A 20,071-nucleotide genomic window follows, 5' to 3' on the forward strand; every position below is an offset into this window, starting at 1 on the left:
ACGAGCACTCTGACCTGGCCTTACAGCGGCATGCACCACTTTCCCCGATCTTCGTCCAGCGCGCCAACCATTTGTTTGCGGCATCCCCGGGAAACGTCTTTTCACGCCGGAGCGACATGCAGGACGTGAGGGTCGTGGGGCGCGGCCGTGAGCTCGCCGCGGTGCGGTCGTGGCTCGCGGCGGGGACCGGACGGCTGGTGCTCTGCGGCGGTGAGCCGGGCATCGGCAAGACGCGGCTGGCCCAGGAGCTGGCCGGGCACGCCCTCGCGCTCGGCCGGGAGGTGGTGTGGGGGCACTGCGTCGAGACCGCCGGGGCGCCCGCGTTCTGGCCGTGGCGGCAGGTGCTGAAGGCGGCCGGCGCGGATCCCGACGCCGTGCTCGCGCACGACGCCGAGGTGCCGCAGGACCGGTTCCGGGTGTTCGACGCGGTCACGACGGCGCTGGACCGCGACGGGCTGGTGGTCGTCTTGGAGGACGTCCACTGGGCGGACGAGGCGTCGTTGCTCGTGCTCGCCCACCTGGCCACGCACCTGCGGACCGTGCTGCTGTTCGCGACGTTCCGCGATCCGTGCCCGGCGGTCGCGGACCTCATGCGCTCGGCCGACCGGATCGACCTGCACGGGCTGTCCGCCGACGAGGTCGCGGAGCTCGCCGGAGCGGAGCACGCGGCCACGATCACCGAGCTGACCGGCGGCAACCCGTTGTTCGTCACGGAGATCGCCCGCGCTCTCGAGGACGGCACCTGGCGTGCGGACCGGCCACCGCGCAGCGTGCGCGACATCGTCGCCGCCCGTCTCGCCAAGCTCTCCCCCGACGCCCGCGAGCTGGTCAAGACCGCCGCGCTGATCGGCCGCGACTTCGACCTCGACCTCGCCGCGAGGGCGTCGGACCTGCCGATCAGCGCCCTGGACGAGGCGGCGACGCTGATCGACGCGACCGGGCACCGGTTCACGCACGCGCTGACCAGGGACGCCGTCGAGGCCTCGCTCTCCCCCGCCGAACGCCGGGTGCTGCACCGCCGGATCGCGGAGGCCATGGCGGGCAGCACGCGCTACGCGGACGTCGCCCGGCATTGGCACGCTTGCGGCGCGGCGGAAGAGGCGCGCGGGTGGACCATCCGCGCGGCGCGGGACGCGGTGACCCGGCTCGCCTACGAGGAAGGCGTGCGCCTGTACCGCGCGGCCGCGGAACTGGGCGACAGCAACGAGGTCCAGGTCGCGCTCGGCCGGGCGGCCTACTTCGCCGGGGACCTGGCCACGTGCGTCCAGGCCGCCCAGCGCGCCGCCGAACTCGCCACGGATCCCGAACAGGTCGCCGAGGCGGCCCTGGTGCTCGAGGCCGCACCCGGTGCGGGCGTCAACGCGGTCGCGACCCCGTTGTGCGACAACGCCCTCCGCCACGACGTCCGCCCGGCGACGCGCGCCCGCCTGCTGGCCCAGCGCAGCCACCTGGCGTTCTACCGCGGCGAGCAGCACCGGCTCGACCGGCTGAGCCGCGAGGCGCTCGCGCTGGCCAGGGGTGACGACAGGGCGCTCGCCGAGGCGTTGCACGCCAGGCAGGAGGCGTGTCCCGGTCCGGCCGGCCGGGCCGAACGCCTCGGGCTCGCCACCGAGATGATCGCGCTCGCCCACCGCACGCACAGCCCGCGCGGAGCGATGTGGGGCTCGCTGTGGCGCGTCCACGCGTTGGTCGAGAGCGGCGAGCTCGCCGCGGCGCAGGAGGAACTGCCCGCACTCGAACGGGCCTGCGAGCGCGTGGGCGGCCAGGTCCCGCTGTGGCACCTCGACGTCGTGACGGCCTGCATCGCCCAGGCGCAGGGCCGGTTCGCGGAGGCGAGGGAGACGGGCCGCCGCGCTTACGACCGGATGCGCGTCATCGAGCGCGAACCCGCGTCGGGCGCCTACTTCGCCCTGCAGTGCGGGCTTTCGTGCCACCTCGACGTCTCGGAGGACGGCCTCGCGCTGGCCCGCCACTTCCACGACCCGCCGCCGCGGTTCCGGTTGATGTCGAAGCTCACGCGGGCGTTCCTGTTGCTGCGCGCGGGTTTCCGCGACGAGGCGCTGGAGTTCTACCGCCGCTGCGGCCCGGTCGCCGAGTGGGACCTGCCCGCGTTCTTCGTGCTGCCCGGTCTGGTCGACGCCGTGCTCGTGACGTCCGGACTGGGTCTGACCGACGACCTGCGGCAGGTCCTGCCCCGGCTCGCGGGGTTCCGCGGTGAGCACGCGGCCGGAAACGGCGTCGCGTACATGGGCCCGGTGACGCTGGCGCTGGGCCGCGGCCACCTGGCGCTCGGTGAGCACGAGCAGGCCGTCGCCGACCTGACCGCCGCGGCCGACGAGGCGTCACGGGCGGGCGCGCCGGCCTTCGCCGCCGAGGCCCGCTGGCACCTCGCGGCCGCCCTGCGCGCACTGGGACGCGACGCCGACGCCGTGCAGCGCGCCGCCGACCGCACGATCCGCGCGCTGGGCATGACGGCGTTCGCCACGACCGAGCTGAGCAGCCGCGAGCACGAGGTCGCGGAGCTGGTGACCGCGGGCCTGACCAACCGCCAGATCGCGCGAAGGCTGGTGATCTCCGAGCGGACCGCCCAGAACCACGTCCAGCACATCCTCACCAAGCTCGGCTTCCGCACGCGCAGCCAGATCGCGGCGTGGATGAGTACCGCACCGAGTAGTCCGGCGGATGGCTGACCAGCGCGAACTTCCTAGGTTGGGGTCACATCGACCGAGGAGGACACCATGTGGCTCACCATCGCGACCCCGCCCATCCGCTCTCTCGACAAGCTCGACCAGGTGATGGGCGCGGCCGTTCCGGACGGCCTGCGCGCCCGCTACGCCTGCCAGGACGGCGACGAGTTCCGGGTCATCGCCGTCTGGGAGTCGAAGGACCACGCCGACCGGTTCTTCCGCGACGTCCTGGGGCCGGTTCTCGCCCGCGTGCTCGGCCCGGAGCCGGCCGGCGCGCCCGCGATGACCGGAATGGAGGTGCTGCGGGAGTTCATTCCGGCCGTCGCCGGGTAGCCAGCCGCATGCGACCAGTTCAAACGGCGTCCTCGGTGATCGGCGCGGCCTTCCTGCTCGTCGGTGTGCTCGGGTTCGTGCCCGGCATCACCACGCACTACGACGAGCTGCGCTTCGCCGGTCACTCGGGAGCCCTCCTGTTCGGCCTCTTCGCCGTGTCCGTCCTGCACAACCTCGTGCACCTGCTGTTCGGCGTGCTCGGCCTGCTCGCCGCGAAGACGCCCCAGTTCGCCCGCATGTTCCTGGTGGCGGGCGGCGGCCTCTACGTGCTGCTGTGGGTCTACGGCTCGGCGATCGGCGAACACGGCGACTCGAACGTCCTGCCGGTCAACACCGCCGACAACTGGCTGCACCTGGGCCTCGGCGCCGGGATGATCCTGCTCGGCGTGATCACGACGGCGGTGGAACGCGCCCGCAGCGACTCACCGGTCAATTGAGCAGCGCGATGGACAGGTTCAGCGCGCCCGCGAAGCTCACCCACGCCAGGTAGGGCACGAGCAGCACCCCGGCGACGGTGCTGCGCCGCCAGAACGCCACGAGCACGGCGGCGACCGCGAGCCACAGCACCACGATCTCGGCGAACGCCACCCAGAACCAGCCGAGCCCGAAGAACAACGGCGTCCACAGCGCGTTCAGGACGAGCTGCCCGCCGAACAACGCCAGCTCACGACGCGTGGCCCCGGCCCGCCACGCCAGCCAGCCGGAGACGGCGATCATCACGTACAGCGTCGTCCACACCGGGCCGAACAGCCACGCGGGCGGCGCCCAGGAGGGCTGCTCCAGGGCCATGTACGTCGATCCGGCCGACACGGAGAACAGCGAGCCCACCACGGCGGTGACCAGCACCGCCCCCGCGAACAGCCCGAGAGCGCGGACGGGGTGCCGTTCCGATACCAGCGTCATGCCCCGGGTGGTACCCGTTCAGGACCGGGGCAAAGCACGCACGATCCCCAGCACCGCGGCCCGGCTCGGCTTCTCCCGGCCGGGACCCAGCAGCGTCAGTTCGTCGACCAGGACGGCCTCGCGGATCTGGGCGTCGTGACCGGGCAGCTCGGCGCGCAGCGCCTCCACCAGGCGTGACCGCAGCGCCCGGCCCAGCGGGTCGTCGGACGGCAGCAGCCGCCAGTGCGCTCTCAGGACCCTGGACGCGACGTCCTCACCGCCGACCGCCCAGAGCAGGCGGATCATCCGGTCCGCGAGGCCCATGCGTGCAACAGTGCTGTCCGGCGGTCGCGCTCGCAACCGCCGGACAAGTCAACCGCGCTTACTTCTTCTTGCCGGTGAGCAGCGCCTTGACCTGGTTGCCGCGGCGCCGCAGGCCCCACTTCGTCACGCGGATGAGGGCCTCGCGCACGATGTTGCCGCTCATCTTCGACTCGCCGAACTCGCGCTCGAGGAACGTGATCGGCACCTCGCGGACCCGGAAGCCCAGCTCGATCGTCCGCCACAGCAGGTCGATCTGGAAGCAGTAGCCGGCCGACGCGACCGAGGCGAGGTTCAGCTTGCGCAGGGTGTCCGCGCGGAACGCCCGGAAGCCGCCCGTCATGTCGCGCACGTTCGCGCCCAGCGCGAGCCGCGAGTACAGCGAGCCGCCCAGCGACAGGAACTTGCGCTGCGCGGGCCAGTTCACGACCTCGCCGCCCGGCACCCAGCGCGAGCCGAGGACCAGGTCGGCCTTCGGCAGCGCGTCGAGCAGGCGGTGCAGCTGCTCCGGCGCGTGCGAGCCGTCGGCGTCCATCTCGCAGATGACGCCGTAGTTGCGGTCGAGCGCCCACTGGAAGCCCGCGACGTACGCGGCGCCCAGACCGGCCTTCTCGGTGCGGTGCATCACGTGGACCCGGTCGTCCGCGGCCGCCATCTCGTCGGCGAGCTGGCCGGTGCCATCGGGGCTGCCGTCGTCGACCACGAGGACGTGCACGTCCGGCAGCGCCGTGTGCAACCTCTTGACGATCTTCCCGATGTTGTCCCGCTCGTTGTAGGTCGGGATCACCACCAGCACCTGCCCGAGTTCCTGGTCAGGCTGCCGCGCCATTCGAGTCCTTCCGTCGTCGTATGAAGCCCGGCACCAACGCCACAAGACCCGCAGCGGCAATCACCCACTCGGGCCAGGCTCCTAGCCAAGTCGCCAGCGTAGTCTGTGACCGCAGCGGCAGTGTCGCGACCAGGGCACCCGGCTCGAAAAGCCCAGTCTTCCGTGTGACGGAACCGTCAGGTTCGACGATCGCGCTCACCCCGGAGGTGGCGGCCACGACCACGGCGCGCCCGTGCTCCACCGCCCTCACCCGGGACATGGAAAGCTGCTGGTAGGTCATCTCCGTGTAGCCGAACGTGGCGTTGTTCGTCGGGATCGCGATGATCGTCGCGCCGGCCGTCACGGAGTCGCGGACCACTGAGTCGAACGCCACTTCGTAACATGTGTCAATCGCGACCTTCGCGGGCCCCATGACGAAACCCTCCGGGTCCGATCCGGGCTGGAAAACCCCCGCCCGGTCGACCTCGGAGGCGAACAGCCGGAAGAACGACCGCATCGGCATCGTCTCGCCGAACGGCTGCAGCTTGCGCTTCGTGTAGGTGTCCGTCGGCCCCTTCTCCGGGTCCCAGAGCACCACCTGGTTGCGCGGCAGCCCGTCGCCCTTGTCGACGACGACGGCGCCCACCGCGATCGGCGCCTTGATGGACTTCGCGGCCACGTCGATGCGCGCGGCGGCGTCGGGGTTGCGGAACGGGTCGATGTCGGAGGAGTTCTCCGGCCAGATCACCACGTCGGGCTGCTCGGCCCTGCCCGCCGCCACGTCCGCCGCGAGTTCGATCGTCTTCTTCACGTGGTTGTCGAGCACCGCGCGGCGCTGAGAGTTGAAGTCGAGACCGGCGCGCGGCACGTTGCCCTGGATGGCGGCGACGGTGACGGTCCCGGCGGACGCGTCCACTCCGACGGGCAGCACCAGGCCCACCGCCAGCGGCACGACGACCAGCGGCGCGGCGAGCTTCCAGTTCTTGACCAGCCAGAACAGCCCGAACCCGGTCAGCACGACCGCGAACGTCACCAGCGGCGCCCCGCCCAGCGACGCGAGCGGCAGGAACCACCCCTCCGGCTGGCCGAACGCGATCTTGCCCCAGGTGAACCCGCCGAACGGGAACACCCCGCGCAGTGCCTCGTCCGCGACCCACAGGCACGCGGCCCACAGCGGCCACCCCGGCACGCGTGACGCGAACGCCATCGCGGCCGTGCCGATCGAGATCATCAGCGCGCACGCGAGCGCCAGCGGCAGCCACGCGATCAGTCCGACGAACTCCCCGGTCCACCGCAGCAGCGGCACCATGAACCCGAGGCCGAACAACAGCCCGTACCCGAATCCGGCGCGTGCACGCCTGTCGTAGATCACATAAGCCAGCAACGCGAACCCGACCGGGGCCAGGAACCACAGCGGCCGCGGCGGAAAGCTGAGGTAGACCAGTACGCCGCCGACGACGGCGAGTGCCGTGCGCAACAGCACCGGACGGCTCACTTTTCGCCTGCGCGCGGGCAATTCCGGCGATTCCGGCGCGATGGGGGGTGCGACCACCCGATCAGCGTACGAGGCCCAGGAGTACACAGGACGTATGACTTACGTCGATCTTGTGCTGGAACGGCTGTCCACAGACGACGAGCGCGAAGCCCTGATCGGCGGCGACACCAGACTCACCCGCGCACAAGCCCGTGACCTGCTGTTCCGGCTCGCCGACGGCCTCGCCCGGCGCGGCATCGGCCCCGGCGACGGCGTGGCGGCGTACGTCGGCAACACCCCCGAGGCGGTCCTGCTGGTCGTCGCCGTCCACCTGCTCGGCGCGCGCCTGGTCTACGTGCCGCCGGAGCCGGGTCCCAGCGAGCTGAAGGCGCTCATCGAACGCGCGGAGGTCTCCGGCGTCGTCGTCGACCCCGAGTTCAGCACCCGGCTCGACGGCTGGCACCTCGCCGACCTCCCCGGCGACCCGGTCGAACGCACCCCGGCACCGTCGTTCACCACGGTCATGTACACCGGCGGCACCACCGGCCTGCCGAAGCTCGCGGTGCACCGCGACGACAGCCGCTGGTCGGCGTTCTCGCAGACGCCGCCCATGAACATGCTCTGCAACACCCTCATCACCCACGGCAGCGGCGCGGGCGCATGCCAGCTCGCCCTGGTCACAGGCTCGAAGCTGGTGCTGGGCCCGTCGACGTTCGACGCGGACACCTTCGTGCGCCTCGCCCGCGACGAGCAGATCAACGCGACGATGTTCGTACCGCCGATGATGTACGAGGTCCTGGACCACCCGGAGTGCCCGGGCCCGCAGTTCGGCGTCGTCATCGTGGGCGGCTCCCCGCTCGCCCCGAAGCGCCTGCGGCAGGCGATCGAGAAGTGGGGTCCCGTCGTCAACCAGGGCTACGGCATGACCGAGGCCAAGGCGATCACGATGATGCCCGCGACGTCCGTCGACCTCTCCCGCCCGGACACGCTGCGCACGGTCGGCAAGCCCAACCCGCTCACGGAGGTCGAGATCCGTGACGGGAACGTGTGGGTGCGCGGCCCGTTCGTGATGGAGGGCTATTGGGGCGAACCGCCGTTGAGCGAAACGGCCGATGGCTGGTTCAACACCGGCGACATGGGCCATTTGGATTCCGACGGATTCCTCTATTTGAACGACCGCAGCAAGGACGTCATCGTCACCGGAAGGACTTCTGACAACGTTTACTCGCGTCTGCTCGACGACTTCGTCGTGACGCTTCCCGGAATCCGCGAGGCCGCGGCCGTCGGCAGGCCCGACGAGGCGTTGGGCGAGGTGGTGCACTTGTTCCTGGTCGCGGAAGGACCGGATGTCGATGTCGACAGGATTCGCGATTCGGTCGTGGCCGAACTGGGTGAGCTCTACCAGCCCAGAGGGGTCACGGTTCTGCCGCGACTGCCCCTGACGAAGGTCGGAAAGGTCGACAAGCGCAAGCTCCGTTCCCTCTTTCGGTAAGGTTCGGCACAAACCAGGAGGTGACGGATGCCCCGTCCAAGCGTCGAAGCCGAACGCAAGGCGCAGATCCTCGCGTCGACCTGCAAGGTGATCGCGGCCGAGGGCTTCCGCCACCTCCGGGTGTCCGACGTTGCCAAGGACGCCGGCGTCTCGGGTGGCACGGTCCACTACTACTTCGAGACCAAGCGCGAACTCACCGACGCGGCCTTCGAGCACTGCTTCGAGGTCTCGGTGACCCGCCGCCGCTGGATCCTCGAGTCCGACGAGCCCCCGCTGACCCGCCTGCGCATGGTCGTCGAGTCGTACCTGCCCGAGGGCGCCGAGACCGTCGAGGCGTGGAAGGTCTGGGTGGAGCTCTGGGTCGAGGCCATCCGCAACCCGGAACTGCAGGAGCTCAACGAGCGCTTCTACGGCGAGTGGCGCGACATAGTGGCGAGCATCTTCCGCGCGGGCCAGGCCTCCGGCGACATCACCGCGTCCGGCGACCCGGTCGAGCTCGCGAACATGTTGGTCAGCATGCTCGACGGGCTGGCTCTGCAGGTGCTGGCCGGCTCACAGGCCATGACGGTCGACACCATGCGCACCATCTGCCTGCGGTTCGTCGACCAGCTCTCCACGGCGTCCGTCGCCTGACGCTTCCCGGGGCCGTTCTGTTGCGGTTCGCGCCCCTGGAATCGCGTGACCTCGCTCATCCGGGTCAATTCAGGGTTGGTCCCGATGCAACAGATCGCGCGGAATGGGCATCCTGGGTACATGACCACGACAGTTGCTTTGAGCAGGCCCAGGACCAACCGGATGATCGCGGGTGTCTGCGCGGGGCTCGCCCAGCGCTGGGGGATGAAGGCGAGCACCGTGCGCCTTCTGTTCCTGCTGTCCTGCCTTCTGCCCGGACCGCAGTTCGTCGTCTACCTCGTGCTTTGGGTGATCATGCCCGACCGCGGCTACTGACCAGCCGCAGGAACGCCTCCCACGCTGCCGGCTCGACCGGCACGTGGGCGGCGGGCGCCTTGGAGTCCCGGATGCCGACACCACGACCGATCTCGACGCAGTCGGTATCGGTTGGGCTGTAGCTGCTCTTGCGCCACTCGACCATCCGAGCCGCCTCCTCAGGACACGATGCTGGTGATCAACTCCCGCGATTCTTCCTTACTCAACGCGAAGCTGTCCATCGCCCTGAGCGCCTCCAGGTAGATGGCCGTCGATGCTTTGTCGTCGAGAAACAGCGCGGAGTTCAGGCTCCCCTGGTAGACGATCGGCTCGAACTTCTCGAACTTCAACAAGGTGAAGTCGCCCGTGAGCGGTCGCCCGGCAGGAACGACTCGCAGGCTGATGTACGGCCGGATCAACATGCGCAGCAACTCGTGAAGCTGTTCCCGCATCACGTCGACATCCCCGACCTCCGAGTGCAGCACCGGTTCGTAGACGTAGAAGACGAACTTCCTGTGCCCCGCCACGATGTTTCGCCGCTCGATCCGGGCCGCGACCCACTTCTCCAGGTTCTCGTCCTTGACGAAGGGCGAGTCCGTCGCTGCGGCACGCGCGTACGACTCGACCTGCAGCAACCCAGGTATGAACAACGAACTCCAATGCACGATCTCCTTGGCGAGCCGCTCCTGCTGCATCAGCGTCCGAACGTGAGGTGACAACACCGAGTCGGACAGCTGCAGCCAACCCCTCTCCCGCGACTCCAGGAAAAGGCGCTTCAGGTACTGGAACTCGTCCGGCTTGACGCCGCACACGCCGAGCAGGAAAGCGAGTTCCTCGAGGGAGCTGCCGCCCTTGCCGTTCACCAGGTCCGACAGCTTGGCGTGTTCCCAGCCGAGCTTCCTGGCGAGCTCGGCCTCCTTGAGACCGGTTCTGGCGATCATGGCTCGAAGGGCTTCGCCGAACTCGCGACCCAGCACAGTGGACACTCTTTTTGGCATGCGGGCGAAATTAGCGCCGTCGCTCCACCCGCCTCCATCGTTTCGGCCCCGAATTGACTCGAAAGAAGCAGGCGTAGAAGGGTTCTACGACCTCACCGGTTCTCCTCCACCGGTATCCCGGCCAACTCCTCCGTCAAGCTGGTGAACGACTCCGGCTCCACCCGGAACCACCCGTCGAACGGCTGCGTCATCCCCACGCACAACACGCACACGAACGACAGAAGAGCCGCGGTCAGGCTCATCTGCAGGATGTGCCGCTTCCGCGAGGTGAACCCGATCAGCAACGGGAACACGATCATCGCCACGGCCCCCGCGATCGTCCCGAACAGCATGATCTTGCCGGTGTTGTCGAGCCCGCCGGCCGAGTCGAGGCGGTCGCGGCGCAGATCCGTCACTTCGCGCAACGCCTGCAAGGACCGTTCGCGCGCGCTCTTCACCTCGTCCGGGGTGGCGGGCAGCGACACGATCTCGGCGTGCAGGGCGTTCAGGGCCACGCCGGTCGAGGCGTCGGACTCGCCGATGGCGAGCAGTGGCCATTCCTTGTCCGCCACCAGTTTCGGGTACTCCGTGAGCAGGGAGCGGATGTGGTCGCGCTGGGGCTGGGGCATGGCGGCGGTCTGCCAGTAGACGTCGGCGACGGCGGCGGCCTCGCGGGAGGCGTTGTCCTCGGCGGCGCCGCCCTCCTCCCAGACGATCACCATGTAGAAGGCCAGGGCGACGATGAACAGGCCGCTGATCACCGCGCCGAGGAAGCCGCGGGAGTCCGCGTCCTTGTCGTCGGCCTGGTCGTGGGCGCGGGAGGCCCCGAACAGGAGGCAGGCGACGGCGGTGACGACCACCGAGGCGAGGACGATGACCAGCGCGCTCCACATGGCCTCCATCTCCCCACAGCCGGCACGGTTTCACCACCAACACCACGCTTCCCGGCACTGTTCTGCGCTCGACAAGAGCAACGGGGCCCTGATCGGGCACACAGCACGTCCACATCGGTCCCGCGCGAGGAAGCCGTTGACACGAACAGGGAAACCGATCCCGGAGATCCTGAACGGAGAGTGAGCGCGGCGTGATCAACGGGCGGTGACAAGCGCGCGGAAGCGTGCCAACCTGTGCGCCGACCCGACCGGAAGGCGTGGCATGCGTGTACCGATCCTCATCGCCGTCGTGGTGCTGCTCCCGTTGTTCACGCCGGGGCCGGTCGCCGCGGCCGAGGTGTGGCGCACGCAGTTCGACGAGGCGGTGTACGGGGACGTCGTGGTCGTCGGCAACTCCGTCCTCACCTGCCCGACGCCGGAACAGGCCGGGAACCACCCGAAGTACCCACCGAAGTCCTGTGTGGACGCTTTGGGCCGCAAGGGAAGCGGGCCGTCCGCGCTCAACAACGGCCACCGCATGATGTGGAACGACGTCGACGGCGACGCGGCCACGTTCAACTCCTCCAGCGCCGAGCTCACGATCCCGGCCGGCGCGACGATCGCGTACGCCAAGCTCGGCTGGGCGGGCAGCGCCACCTGCCACGACGCCGTCGACCCACCGGGCACGCCCCGGGATCCGGTCGTGTTCAACGGCACCCGCGTCACGCCCGGCGAGTTCGTCCTCGACAGCCCGGACGACCTCTCCCACACCGACAACGCCTTCTACAGCGCCGAGGCCGACGTCACCCGCGCGCTCACGAGCGGCACCGTCACGGTCGGGAACGTCTGGGCGCCGCAAGGGTTCGACTGCTTCGGCGGCTGGTCGCTGACGGTCGTGTGGAAGTTCGCCGACGCCACCGCCGCCGCCCCCGCGAAGCGCCACGTCGCGGTCCACGGCGGTCATGTCCGCCTCCCCACGCGGAAACCCGTGCTGACGACACCGGTCGCGCCGACCCACCCCGCCGGCGGGGTCGTCCGGGTGGGCTTCACCGCCTACGAGGGCGACTGGGCGACGGACGGCGACCAGATGCTGGTCAACGGCACGTCGATCGGCGGGCGCAACGCGTTCGTGTCGTCCGCACAGGGTGCCGCGCACCTCAACAACATGAGCGTCGACGCGCGCACGGTGACCCTCGACGAGAACGTGCTGAAGCCCGGCACCAAGAGCGCCGAACTGGGATTCAAGAGAGCGGACGACGCGTTTCTCGTCCAAAGCGTCACGTGGTCGTTCCCGCTGCCCGAACTCACCCTCGCCGTCGCCCCGGAGAAACCCGCCGCCCACGCGAAGGACGTCGTCACCCAGACGGCAACGGTCACCAACGCAGGCGACGCACCGGCCGCGGACGTGACGGTGTGCGGCAATCTGATCGGCACGATCGCGCCACACGCCACCGCAACACACACATGCGAGTCCACGGCGGCCGACGACGACTACCTGACGACCGTCGCGGCCACCGGCACGAGCCTCGCGGGCGATCCGCTGGCCGTGCGCAAGGAGTCGGCCGTCGACGTGCTGCGCCCGGCGTTGAGCGCGGCCGCCTCGGCCGAACCGAAGACCGCGCTCCCCGGCCAGGCCGTCGAGTTCACGACGACCGTCACGAACACCGGCGACACCCCGCTCTTCGGTCTGGTCGCGCGGGCGAACGGCGAGTGCGACACCATGCAGGGCCAGCTCGACCCCGGCGCCACGGCCGCGGTCGACTGCACGGTCCCCGCCGGCGACGAGAGCGGCGCGCTCACCTCCACCGTCACCGCGGCCGACAGGCTCGGCGGCAGGGTCGAGGCGTCGGCGTCCGTGCAGGTCCAGGTCGTCTACCCACGACTGTCGATCAGCGCGGCCTGGTCGAAGGACCGCGCGGCCGAAGGCGAACCGGTGGTCATCACGGTCACGGTCGGCAACCTGTCGGAGGTGCCGATCGCCGACGTCCGCGTCGAGGGCGAGCCCGCGGCGTGCCGTCGGACGTTCCCGGTGCTGGAGCCCCGGCAGCGCGTCACCTACACCTGCCAGGTCCTCGCCCCGGTGAACTCCCGCCTGACGGTCTCCGGCGCGGGTGCGGGCGGGGCGGTCAGCGTGAGCGCGGTCGTCCGGATCGAGTCGGTGAGCGCCTCGGTGCCGCCCGCACCCGAGCCGCCGGTGACGAACCCCGGCGTGCCGGAACCCCCGCGCAAGGTCGCGCACGTCGAGCAGGTGTCGAAACCGGCGGTCGGCGGGGTGGCGGCGGTGATCGGGATGCTCGGCATGGCGGTCGTCGCGAGCGCCCTGTCCGGAGGTGGGCGCCGCTGAACGTGAAGATCCACTCACTGGATGGAAACGGACGTGTTGCTTCGCAGCCGAATGAGGTAAAAGGGCCTCATGGAAATCACCGCCTTCCTGGAACGCAAGCTGGCCCGCCGGTTCCGCACGTACGACACCGACGGCGACGGGTTCATCGAGCGGGAGGACTTCACCCAGGCGGGCGAGCGCACGACGAAGGCTTTCGGCCTGGCGGCCGACGACCCGAAAGCCGTCCGCTTCCACGACCAGCTCTTAGGTCTGTGGGAGCACCTGGTGTCGGTGACCGACCAGGACAGCGACGGCCGGATCAGCGTCGACGAGTACCGGACGGCGTTCGCGAACGGGATGCTGGAGACGCCCGAGTCGTTCGACAAGGGCTACCTGCCGTTCCTCGACGCCGTGATGGCGGTCGCGGACGGTGACGGGGACGGGAAGCTCACGGTCGAGGAGCACGTCAAGTGGACCGGCGCGCTGATGGGGCTGTCGGAACGCGACGCGCGCGGCATCCACGACCTGCTGTCCGACGAGGACGGACTGCTGTCCACACAGGCCCTGCTGGCGGCGATCCGGGAGTTCTACTTCTCCGAGGACCCCGCCGAGGCCGGCAACTGGCTGCTGGGGTCGTTGGACTGACGTGCTGCTCAAGACGCTGCAGGAGCACGCGGCACGGGCTCAGCCGGCCGCGCACGTCGAAGAGGCGGGCGGCTGGTGGTTGCGGCACTCCCCCGGCGACGCCTGGTGGGTGAGCGCGGTGCTGCCGCACGACCGCGAGGACCGGGTGGCCGTCGCCGAGGAGTTCTGCGCCGAACGCGGGTCCGGGGTGCGGTTCCAGATCACGCCGGGCGTGTGCGCCGACGACCTCGACCGGACGCTCGGCGACAGGGGGTACGCGCGCGGTCACGACATGTCGCTGCAGATCGCCTCGACCGCCGACGTGCTGCGCCAGTCGCACGCCGACGCGGGTGAGGTGGCGCCCCGGCCCACGGACGAGTGGCTGGCGGCGTGGCAGGCCGTGACCACGCGGGACGTGAGCGCCGAACGCGACCTGCTCAGCCGCGTGGAGCACCCCAGCGCGTACGCGTACGCGGAGGTGGACGGCCAGGTGGTGGCCGTTGGACGCGTGGTGGCCGAGGACGGGTGGGCCGGGGTGTTCGGCATGGCGACGCTGCCCCACGCACGCGGTCAAGGCGCCGCACGGTCCGTACTCGCCGCCTTGGCCTCGTGGGCGGCCGCGCGCGAGGCGAACCACATGTACCTGCAGATGGAGAAAGCGAACACCACGGCGTTCCGGCTCTACGAACGCACGGGGTTCCGCGAGGTCTGCACCTACCACTACCGGATTCGCGCGTAACCGATCAGGAATCAAGAAGGCAGGAGCCGCGCCTCCGAGTTAGTTTTGCGCCATGACCAGGACAGCGGCGGCGCACGATGCCGACACCCACGACCTGATCCGCGTGCAGGGCGCGCGGGTCAACAACCTGCGCGACGTCGACGTCGAGATCCCGAAGCGCCGCCTGACGGTCTTCACCGGCGTCTCCGGGTCCGGCAAGAGCTCGCTCGTGTTCGGCACGATCGCCGCGGAGTCGCAGCGGCTGATCAACGAGACCTACAGCGCGTTCATCCAGGGCTTCATGCCCACGCTGCCGCGTCCCGAGGTGTACCTGCTGGAGGGCATCACCACGGCGATCCTGGTCGACCAGCAGCGCATGGGCGCCGACCCGCGCTCGACCGTCGGCACCGCGACCGACGTGAACGCCATGCTGCGCATCCTGTTCAGCCGCCTCGGCACGCCGCACATCGGCGGCCCGCAGGCGTTCTCGTTCAACGTCGCCTCGATCTCCGGCGCGGGCGCCGTGACGATCGAGAAGGGCGGCCAGAAGGTCAAGGAGCGCCGCGAGTTCTCCATCACGGGCGGCATGTGCCCGAGGTGCGAGGGGCGCGGCAAGGTCTCCGACCTCGACATGACCGAGATCTACGACGAGTCGAAGTCGATCCTCGAGGGTGCCATCAAGGTGCCCGGCTACAACGTCGACAACCAGTGGACCGTGCAGACGTTCGCGCAGTCCGGGTTCCTCGACCCGGCCAAGCCGATCCGCAGATACACCAAGAAGGAACTGCACGACTTCCTCTACAAGGACCCGGTCAAGATCAAGGTCAACGGCATCAACCTGACCTACGAGGGCCTGATCCCGAAGCTGCAGAAGTCGATGCTGTCGAAGGACCGCGAGGCGCTGCAGCCGCACATCCGCGCGTTCGTGGACCGCGCGGCGACGTTCGGCACGTGCCCCGACTGCGACGGCACCCGCCTGACCGAGGCGGCGCGGTCGTCCAAGATCAAGGGCGTCTCGATCGCGGACCTGTGCGACATGCAGATCACCGACCTCGCGGACTGGATCCGCGGGGTGAAGGACAAGTCCGTCGCGCCGCTGATCGAGAAGCTGGCGCACACGCTGGACTCGTTCGTCGAGATCGGCCTCGGGTACCTGTCGCTGAACCGGCCGGCGGGCACGCTGTCCGGCGGTGAGGCGCAGCGCGTCAAGATGATCCGGCACCTCGGCTCGGCCCTGACCGACGTGACGTACGTGTTCGACGAGCCGACGATCGGCCTGCACCCGCACGACATCCAGCGCATGAACAACCTGCTGCTCCGGTTGCGGGACAAGGGGAACACGGTCCTCGTCGTCGAGCACAAGCCCGAGACGATCGCGATCGCCGACCACGTCGTCGACCTCGGTCCGGGCGCCGGGCGGAGCGGCGGCACGATCTGCTTCGAGGGCTCGCTCGAAGGACTGCGCAAGTCGGACACGGTGACCGGCCGCCACCTCGACGACCGCGCGTCGCTGAAGCCGTCGGTGCGGGACAGGACCGGCGTTCTGGAGATCCGCGGGGCGTCCGCGAACAACCTGCGCGACGTCGACGTGGACATCCCGCTCGGCGTGCTGACCGTCGTCACGGGCGTGGCGGGGTCGGGCAAGTCGTCGCTGATCCACCAGTCGCTCCCGAAGGACTCGGGGGCGATCGTGGTCGACCAGACGCCGATCAAGGGCTCGCGCCGCTCCAACCCCGCGACCTACACCGGGCTGCTGGAGCCGATCCGCAAGGCGTTCGCCAAGGCCAACGGCGTGAAGCCCGCGTTGTTCAGCGCGAACTCCGAGGGCGCCTGCCCGAACTGCAACGGCGCCGGCGTGGTGTTCACCGACCTCGGCATCATGGCGACGATCGAGTCGCCGTGCGACGTCTGCGAGGGCAAGCGGTTCGACCAGGCGGTGCTCGAGTTCAAGTTCGGCGGCCGCGACATCTCCGAGGTCCTCGCGATGCCCGTCGCCGAGGCGGTCGAGTTCTTCGGCTCGGGTGAGGCCCGCACCCCCGCGGCGCACGCGATCCTGGAGCGCCTGAAGGACGTCGGTCTCGGCTACCTGTCGCTGGGCCAGCCCCTGACCACGCTGTCCGGCGGTGAGCGGCAGCGCCTCAAGCTCGCCACGCACATGGCGGACAAGGGCGGGATCTACGTCCTCGACGAGCCCACGACCGGCCTGCACCTCGCGGACGTCGAACAGCTCCTGGGGCTGCTCGACCGCCTGGTCGAGTCGGGCAAGTCGGTGATCGTGATCGAGCACCACCAGGCCGTGATGGCGCATGCCGACTGGATCATCGACCTGGGCCCCGGTGCCGGCCACGACGGCGGCAAGGTCGTGTTCGAGGGCACCCCCGCCGACCTGGTGGCGGACCGCTCCACGCTGACCGGCGAGCACCTCGCGGACTACGTGGGTGCCCCGGCGCGACGCAGGAAGCGGTGAGCGGGTAACAAGGGGGCATGAAAATCACGCCGTTCCTGGATCGCAGGCTCAGTCGCAGGTTCGCCACCTACGACAGCGACCAGGACGGGTTCGTCGAGCGCTCCGACTTCGACCTGGCGAGCGCCCGGCTGACCGAGGCCTTCGGCCTCACCCCCGACGACGTGCCCGCCAAGCGGTTCCACGAGCAGTTGCTCAGCGTCTGGGGTCACCTCGCCGCCATGACGGACACGAACGACGACGAGCGGATCAGCCTGGCCGAGTACAAGTCGGCGTTCGTGCGGGGCCTGCTGGGACGGCCCGAGGCGTTCGACGACGTCTACGTGCCGTACCTGGACGCGCTGCTGGCCGTCGCCGACCACGACGGCGACGGCTACCTGGGCGTCGAGGAGCACGTCCGGTGGTCGCTCGCGTTGATGAACGTGCCGGAGGCCGACGCACGGGCGGCGCACGCCCGGCTCGACCACGACGGCGACGGGCTGATCGGGACCGAGGACCTGCTGGCCGCGTTGCGCGCCTACTACTTCTCGGAGGACGCGGACGGGCCGGGGGCGTGGCTGCTGGGGCCGCTCTAGCCCTCGGCGACCTGCTTGATGGACGCGGCCTCGGTCTCGACGTACCGCTGCGTCATCTTCTTCGTGAGCAGCCAGCCGAGGCCCGCCAGCGGCCCCTCGACGGTCAGCGAGAGGGTGAGCTTCGTGCCCTCCGGGTGCGGTTCGACCAGGTGCGCGGCGACGACGGTGAGGCCGGGCGACTTCGACTCCCAGGTGTAGGACACGCCCTCGGTCAGCTCGGTGACCGTCCAGATCGCCTCGGACAGCCTGGGCTGCTTGAGCTTCGTCCTCGCTCCGACGGCCAGCGGTCCGGCGTCGAGGCGTTCCACCGAGTCGACGGTCGGGATCCGCTCGGGCCAGCGTTCGACGTCGGCGACCACCGCCCAGACCCGCCCCGGAGGGGCCGCGATCGTGCTGGTGTTCTGAAATCCCGGCATGGAGCCGATCCTAGAACCGCGCGTCGATCTCCTTCAGGGCCGCGACGGCGAGTTCTCGGGCAGCCTCGCGAGGTGACGGCTGGTCGACGACCTGCGCGACGAGCCGGCGCATGGTCGCGCCGATCTTCGCGAACGCCGACTCGGCCGTGGGGTCGACGTCGCCGAAGAGGGTCCACCACCACCAGGAGTTCGTGGCGGAGTTGGCGATGACGTCCGGGATGACCAGCGCGTCGACGTGGGCGTCCGCGGTGATGGGCATGTTGGCGGCCTCGACGACCAGCTTCGCGGTGACCCTGCCCGCGTTCGCGGCGTTGATGGCGTAGCTCGTGGCGGCGGGGACGAGGACGTCCGCCTCGACGTCGAGCCACGTGTCGCGGTCGAGCCGCTGGTCCTGCGGGCGCAGCTGCGCGCGGTCGATGCCGCCGTGCGGATCCCGGGACAGCAGAAGGGTTTCGACGTCCAGGCCGGTGGGGTTGGCGACGACGCCGTGGACGTCCGCGAGCCCGACGACCCTGACCCCGGCCTTGGCGAGGTAGCGCGCGGTGGCGCCGCCCATGGAGCCGAAGCCCTGCACGAACGCGGTGGGGTCGCTCAGGCAGAGGTGTTCGATGCCGGCCAGCGCGGCCTGCGCGACGCCGTAGCCGCCGACCAGTTCGTCGAGGCCGATGCCGTCGACGGTGGTCCTGAACGCCTCCGCGAGGCGTTCGCGGGCCTTCCGCTCGTCGTCCAGAAGCGGGTAGACGGCCTGGATAGATGACTGGAGGCCGATCTCCGCGATGGCCTCGTCGATGGTGGACTGCCGCAGCCCCAGGTCCTCCCCCATGGTCCAGAACCGTTCGACGTAGGGCGACATGGCGTACAGGTAGGCGGTGAGAACCTGTTTCGCGCGCGGGTCGTAGGGGTCGAAGTCGATACCGCCCTTGGCGCCGCCCAGCGGGACGTACCGCGCCCCGGGGTCGTAGTTGAGGGCCTCCTTGGCGGTCATGCCCTCGGCCAGCCCGCGCACCTCGTCGAGCGTGCAGCCCGCGCGCATGCGCAGTCCCCCGCTGCTCACCCCGCGCACCAGCCGGTCGATGACGAGGAACCCGCGCGCTCCCGTGGCCGGATCGGTCCACGTGACCTCGAGAAAGCTCATCCGTCAGTCAATCACCTCGACATCTGGAGGAGGAACTCGGCGTTGCTCCGCGTCTTGCGCAGCCCGTCGACGACGACGTCGATCTCGCGGTCGGCCATCGCCCGCCTGAGGGCGTCCGTGATGGCCAGTTCCTGTTGGGAGACCAGCAGTTCCGCCTTGCGCGTGCTGGACTGCTGCAGGTCGATCGCGGGGTAGACCCGCCGCTGCGCCGCCCTGCGGTCGAGCTTGAGCTCGGCGTTGCCCGTGCTCTTGAGCTCCTCGAAGATCGCCGTGTCGGCCAGCGACCCGGTCTCCACGAGAGCCGTGGCGAAGATCGTGAGGCTGCCGCCGTCCTCGATGTTGCGCGCGGCACCGAGGAACTGCTTCGGCGGCGTCAGCGCCCTGGCGTCGATACCGCCGCTGAGGATGCGCCCGCCGTTCGGCTGGGCGAGGTTGTAGGCCCGCCCGAGCCTCGTCAGCGAGTCGAGCAGGATCACCACGTCCTGCCCCTCCTCGACGAGCCTCTTGGCCCGCTCCACGGCGAGCTCGGCGACCCGGATGTGCTCGTTCGGGTGCTCGTCGAACGTCGAGGTGAACATCTCGCCGGGAATGGTGGTGCGCATGTCGGTCACCTCCTCGGGCCGTTCACCGACGAGCGCGACGATGAGGTGGACCTCGGGGCTGTTCTTGGCGATCGCCTGCGCGATCTGTTGCAGCACAATGGTCTTGCCGGCCTTGGGCGGCGCCACGACGAGCGCCCGCTGCCCCTTGCCGACCGGCATGACGAGGTCGATCGCCCGGCTCGTCAGCTCGTCCGGGTCGTGCTCCAGCCGCAGCCTCTCGTTGGGGTAGAGCGGGGTGAGGTCCTCGAACCTAGCCCGCCTGTGCGGCTTGCGCCCGTTGACCGTGTCGACGCTCGTGAGCCTGTCGTTCTCGGCCTCACCGCTGATCTGGTCGCCGCGGCGCAGGTCGTGCTGCCGGACGAGACTCTGCGGAACCTGAGGCCCGTCAACGAGAAATGCCTTGTTGTTGCGTATGTCGAGTACACCGATGTGCATCGGTCT

21 protein-coding genes are annotated in these 20,071 nt (G+C 69.9%); 11 read left to right on the forward strand and 10 right to left on the reverse strand.

What is annotated here, in order from left to right:
- Positions 1–116 precede the first annotated feature (116 nt).
- The 3 genes from BMY74_RS07020 to BMY74_RS07030 are packed head-to-tail and all read left to right on the forward strand — an operon-like array spanning position 117 to position 3,457.
- Positions 117–2,690 (forward strand): ATP-binding protein, encoded by a 2,574-nt coding sequence (locus BMY74_RS07020; RefSeq protein WP_089911387.1) that lies wholly within the window; start codon positions 117–119, stop codon positions 2,688–2,690.
- Between the two features lie 48 nt (positions 2,691–2,738).
- Entirely contained in the window at positions 2,739–3,020 is a 282-nt protein-coding gene (locus tag BMY74_RS07025; RefSeq protein ID WP_089911391.1) for a hypothetical protein, read from the forward strand.
- An 8-nt stretch (positions 3,021–3,028) separates the two neighbouring features.
- Entirely contained in the window at positions 3,029–3,457 is a 429-nt protein-coding gene (locus tag BMY74_RS07030) for a DUF4383 domain-containing protein (protein WP_089911394.1), read from the forward strand.
- On the opposite strand, the gene BMY74_RS07035 is transcribed toward BMY74_RS07030, so the two are convergent.
- The 4 genes from BMY74_RS07035 to lnt are packed head-to-tail and all read right to left on the reverse strand — an operon-like array spanning position 3,450 to position 6,583.
- Positions 3,450–3,923, reverse strand: coding sequence for a TspO/MBR family protein (locus tag BMY74_RS07035; RefSeq protein ID WP_089911397.1), 474 nt, complete (start codon positions 3,921–3,923; stop codon positions 3,450–3,452). The genes BMY74_RS07030 and BMY74_RS07035 overlap by 8 nt on opposite strands.
- An 18-nt stretch (positions 3,924–3,941) precedes the next feature.
- Positions 3,942–4,226 carry a hypothetical protein gene (locus BMY74_RS07040; RefSeq protein WP_089911401.1) on the reverse strand — a complete coding sequence of 95 codons (285 nt, stop codon included), beginning with the start codon at positions 4,224–4,226 and terminating at the stop codon, positions 3,942–3,944.
- A gap of 58 nt (positions 4,227–4,284) precedes the next feature.
- Positions 4,285–5,052, reverse strand: coding sequence for a polyprenol monophosphomannose synthase (locus BMY74_RS07045; protein ID WP_089911405.1), 768 nt, complete (start codon positions 5,050–5,052; stop codon positions 4,285–4,287).
- Positions 5,036–6,583, reverse strand: a complete 1,548-nt coding sequence (gene lnt / locus BMY74_RS07050) for an apolipoprotein N-acyltransferase (protein ID WP_089911408.1) — start codon at positions 6,581–6,583, stop codon at positions 5,036–5,038. The genes BMY74_RS07045 and lnt overlap by 17 nt, the downstream gene beginning before the upstream one ends.
- A 37-nt stretch (positions 6,584–6,620) precedes the next feature.
- Here lnt and BMY74_RS07055 point away from each other — a divergent pair, with 37 nt between their 5' ends.
- The 3 genes from BMY74_RS07055 (at position 6,621) to BMY74_RS07065 (ending at position 8,945) form a co-directional block, all read left to right on the forward strand.
- Complete coding sequence (locus tag BMY74_RS07055) at positions 6,621–7,997, forward strand: class I adenylate-forming enzyme family protein (protein WP_218159547.1); 1,377 nt, start codon at positions 6,621–6,623, stop codon at positions 7,995–7,997.
- A gap of 27 nt (positions 7,998–8,024) precedes the next feature.
- A complete protein-coding gene (locus tag BMY74_RS07060; RefSeq protein WP_089911415.1) occupies positions 8,025–8,630 on the forward strand; it encodes a TetR/AcrR family transcriptional regulator in 606 nt (201 codons plus the stop codon).
- Between the two features lie 120 nt (positions 8,631–8,750).
- A complete protein-coding gene (locus BMY74_RS07065; protein WP_086668228.1) occupies positions 8,751–8,945 on the forward strand; it encodes a PspC domain-containing protein in 195 nt (64 codons plus the stop codon).
- Here the strand turns inward: BMY74_RS07065 and BMY74_RS07070 are convergent.
- From BMY74_RS07070 to BMY74_RS07080, 3 genes are all read right to left on the reverse strand, one after another.
- Positions 8,923–9,090 (reverse strand): DUF397 domain-containing protein, encoded by a 168-nt coding sequence (locus BMY74_RS07070; RefSeq protein WP_089911419.1) that lies wholly within the window; start codon positions 9,088–9,090, stop codon positions 8,923–8,925. The two genes, BMY74_RS07065 and BMY74_RS07070, sit on opposite strands and share 23 nt — an antisense overlap.
- A 13-nt stretch (positions 9,091–9,103) precedes the next feature.
- Entirely contained in the window at positions 9,104–9,922 is an 819-nt protein-coding gene (locus BMY74_RS07075; protein ID WP_089911423.1) for a helix-turn-helix domain-containing protein, read from the reverse strand.
- 92 nt (positions 9,923–10,014) lie between these two features.
- Positions 10,015–10,794 carry a bestrophin-like domain gene (locus tag BMY74_RS07080; protein WP_177229611.1) on the reverse strand — a complete coding sequence of 260 codons (780 nt, stop codon included), beginning with the start codon at positions 10,792–10,794 and terminating at the stop codon, positions 10,015–10,017.
- Positions 10,795–11,056: 262 nt separating this feature from the next.
- On the opposite strand from BMY74_RS07080, the gene BMY74_RS07085 reads away from it, so the two are divergent.
- The 5 genes from BMY74_RS07085 (at position 11,057) to BMY74_RS07105 (ending at position 17,477) form a co-directional block, all read left to right on the forward strand.
- Entirely contained in the window at positions 11,057–13,117 is a 2,061-nt protein-coding gene (locus tag BMY74_RS07085; protein WP_089911430.1) for a hypothetical protein, read from the forward strand.
- Positions 13,118–13,186: 69 nt separating this feature from the next.
- Positions 13,187–13,741 (forward strand): EF-hand domain-containing protein, encoded by a 555-nt coding sequence (locus tag BMY74_RS07090; RefSeq protein ID WP_089911433.1) that lies wholly within the window; start codon positions 13,187–13,189, stop codon positions 13,739–13,741.
- A gap of 1 nt (position 13,742) precedes the next feature.
- Positions 13,743–14,459: a GNAT family N-acetyltransferase gene (locus tag BMY74_RS07095; protein WP_089911436.1), complete on the forward strand. Its 717-nt coding sequence runs from the start codon at positions 13,743–13,745 to the stop codon at positions 14,457–14,459.
- Between the two features lie 52 nt (positions 14,460–14,511).
- The gene (locus BMY74_RS07100) at positions 14,512–16,905 is read left to right on the forward strand and encodes an ATP-binding cassette domain-containing protein (RefSeq protein ID WP_089911440.1); all 2,394 of its coding nucleotides are present in this window, start codon (positions 14,512–14,514) and stop codon (positions 16,903–16,905) included.
- Between the two features lie 17 nt (positions 16,906–16,922).
- Positions 16,923–17,477, forward strand: a complete 555-nt coding sequence (locus tag BMY74_RS07105; RefSeq protein ID WP_089911443.1) for an EF-hand domain-containing protein — start codon at positions 16,923–16,925, stop codon at positions 17,475–17,477.
- Here BMY74_RS07105 and BMY74_RS07110 read toward each other — a convergent pair.
- From BMY74_RS07110 to rho, 3 genes are read right to left on the reverse strand one after another with little or no spacing between them, the layout of a single operon-like run.
- Positions 17,474–17,893 (reverse strand): SRPBCC family protein, encoded by a 420-nt coding sequence (locus tag BMY74_RS07110; protein WP_089911447.1) that lies wholly within the window; start codon positions 17,891–17,893, stop codon positions 17,474–17,476. The two genes, BMY74_RS07105 and BMY74_RS07110, sit on opposite strands and share 4 nt — an antisense overlap.
- Positions 17,894–17,903: 10 nt before the next feature.
- Positions 17,904–19,028 (reverse strand): Glu/Leu/Phe/Val dehydrogenase dimerization domain-containing protein, encoded by a 1,125-nt coding sequence (locus BMY74_RS07115; protein ID WP_089911450.1) that lies wholly within the window; start codon positions 19,026–19,028, stop codon positions 17,904–17,906.
- An 11-nt stretch (positions 19,029–19,039) separates the two neighbouring features.
- The gene (rho, locus tag BMY74_RS07120; RefSeq protein WP_089911453.1) at positions 19,040–20,065 is read right to left on the reverse strand and encodes a transcription termination factor Rho; all 1,026 of its coding nucleotides are present in this window, start codon (positions 20,063–20,065) and stop codon (positions 19,040–19,042) included.
- Positions 20,066–20,071: the final 6 nt, after the last annotated feature.

The organism is Lentzea albida (genome assembly GCF_900111005.1).
Classification (GTDB): Bacteria; Actinomycetota; Actinomycetes; order Mycobacteriales; family Pseudonocardiaceae; genus Lentzea; species Lentzea albida.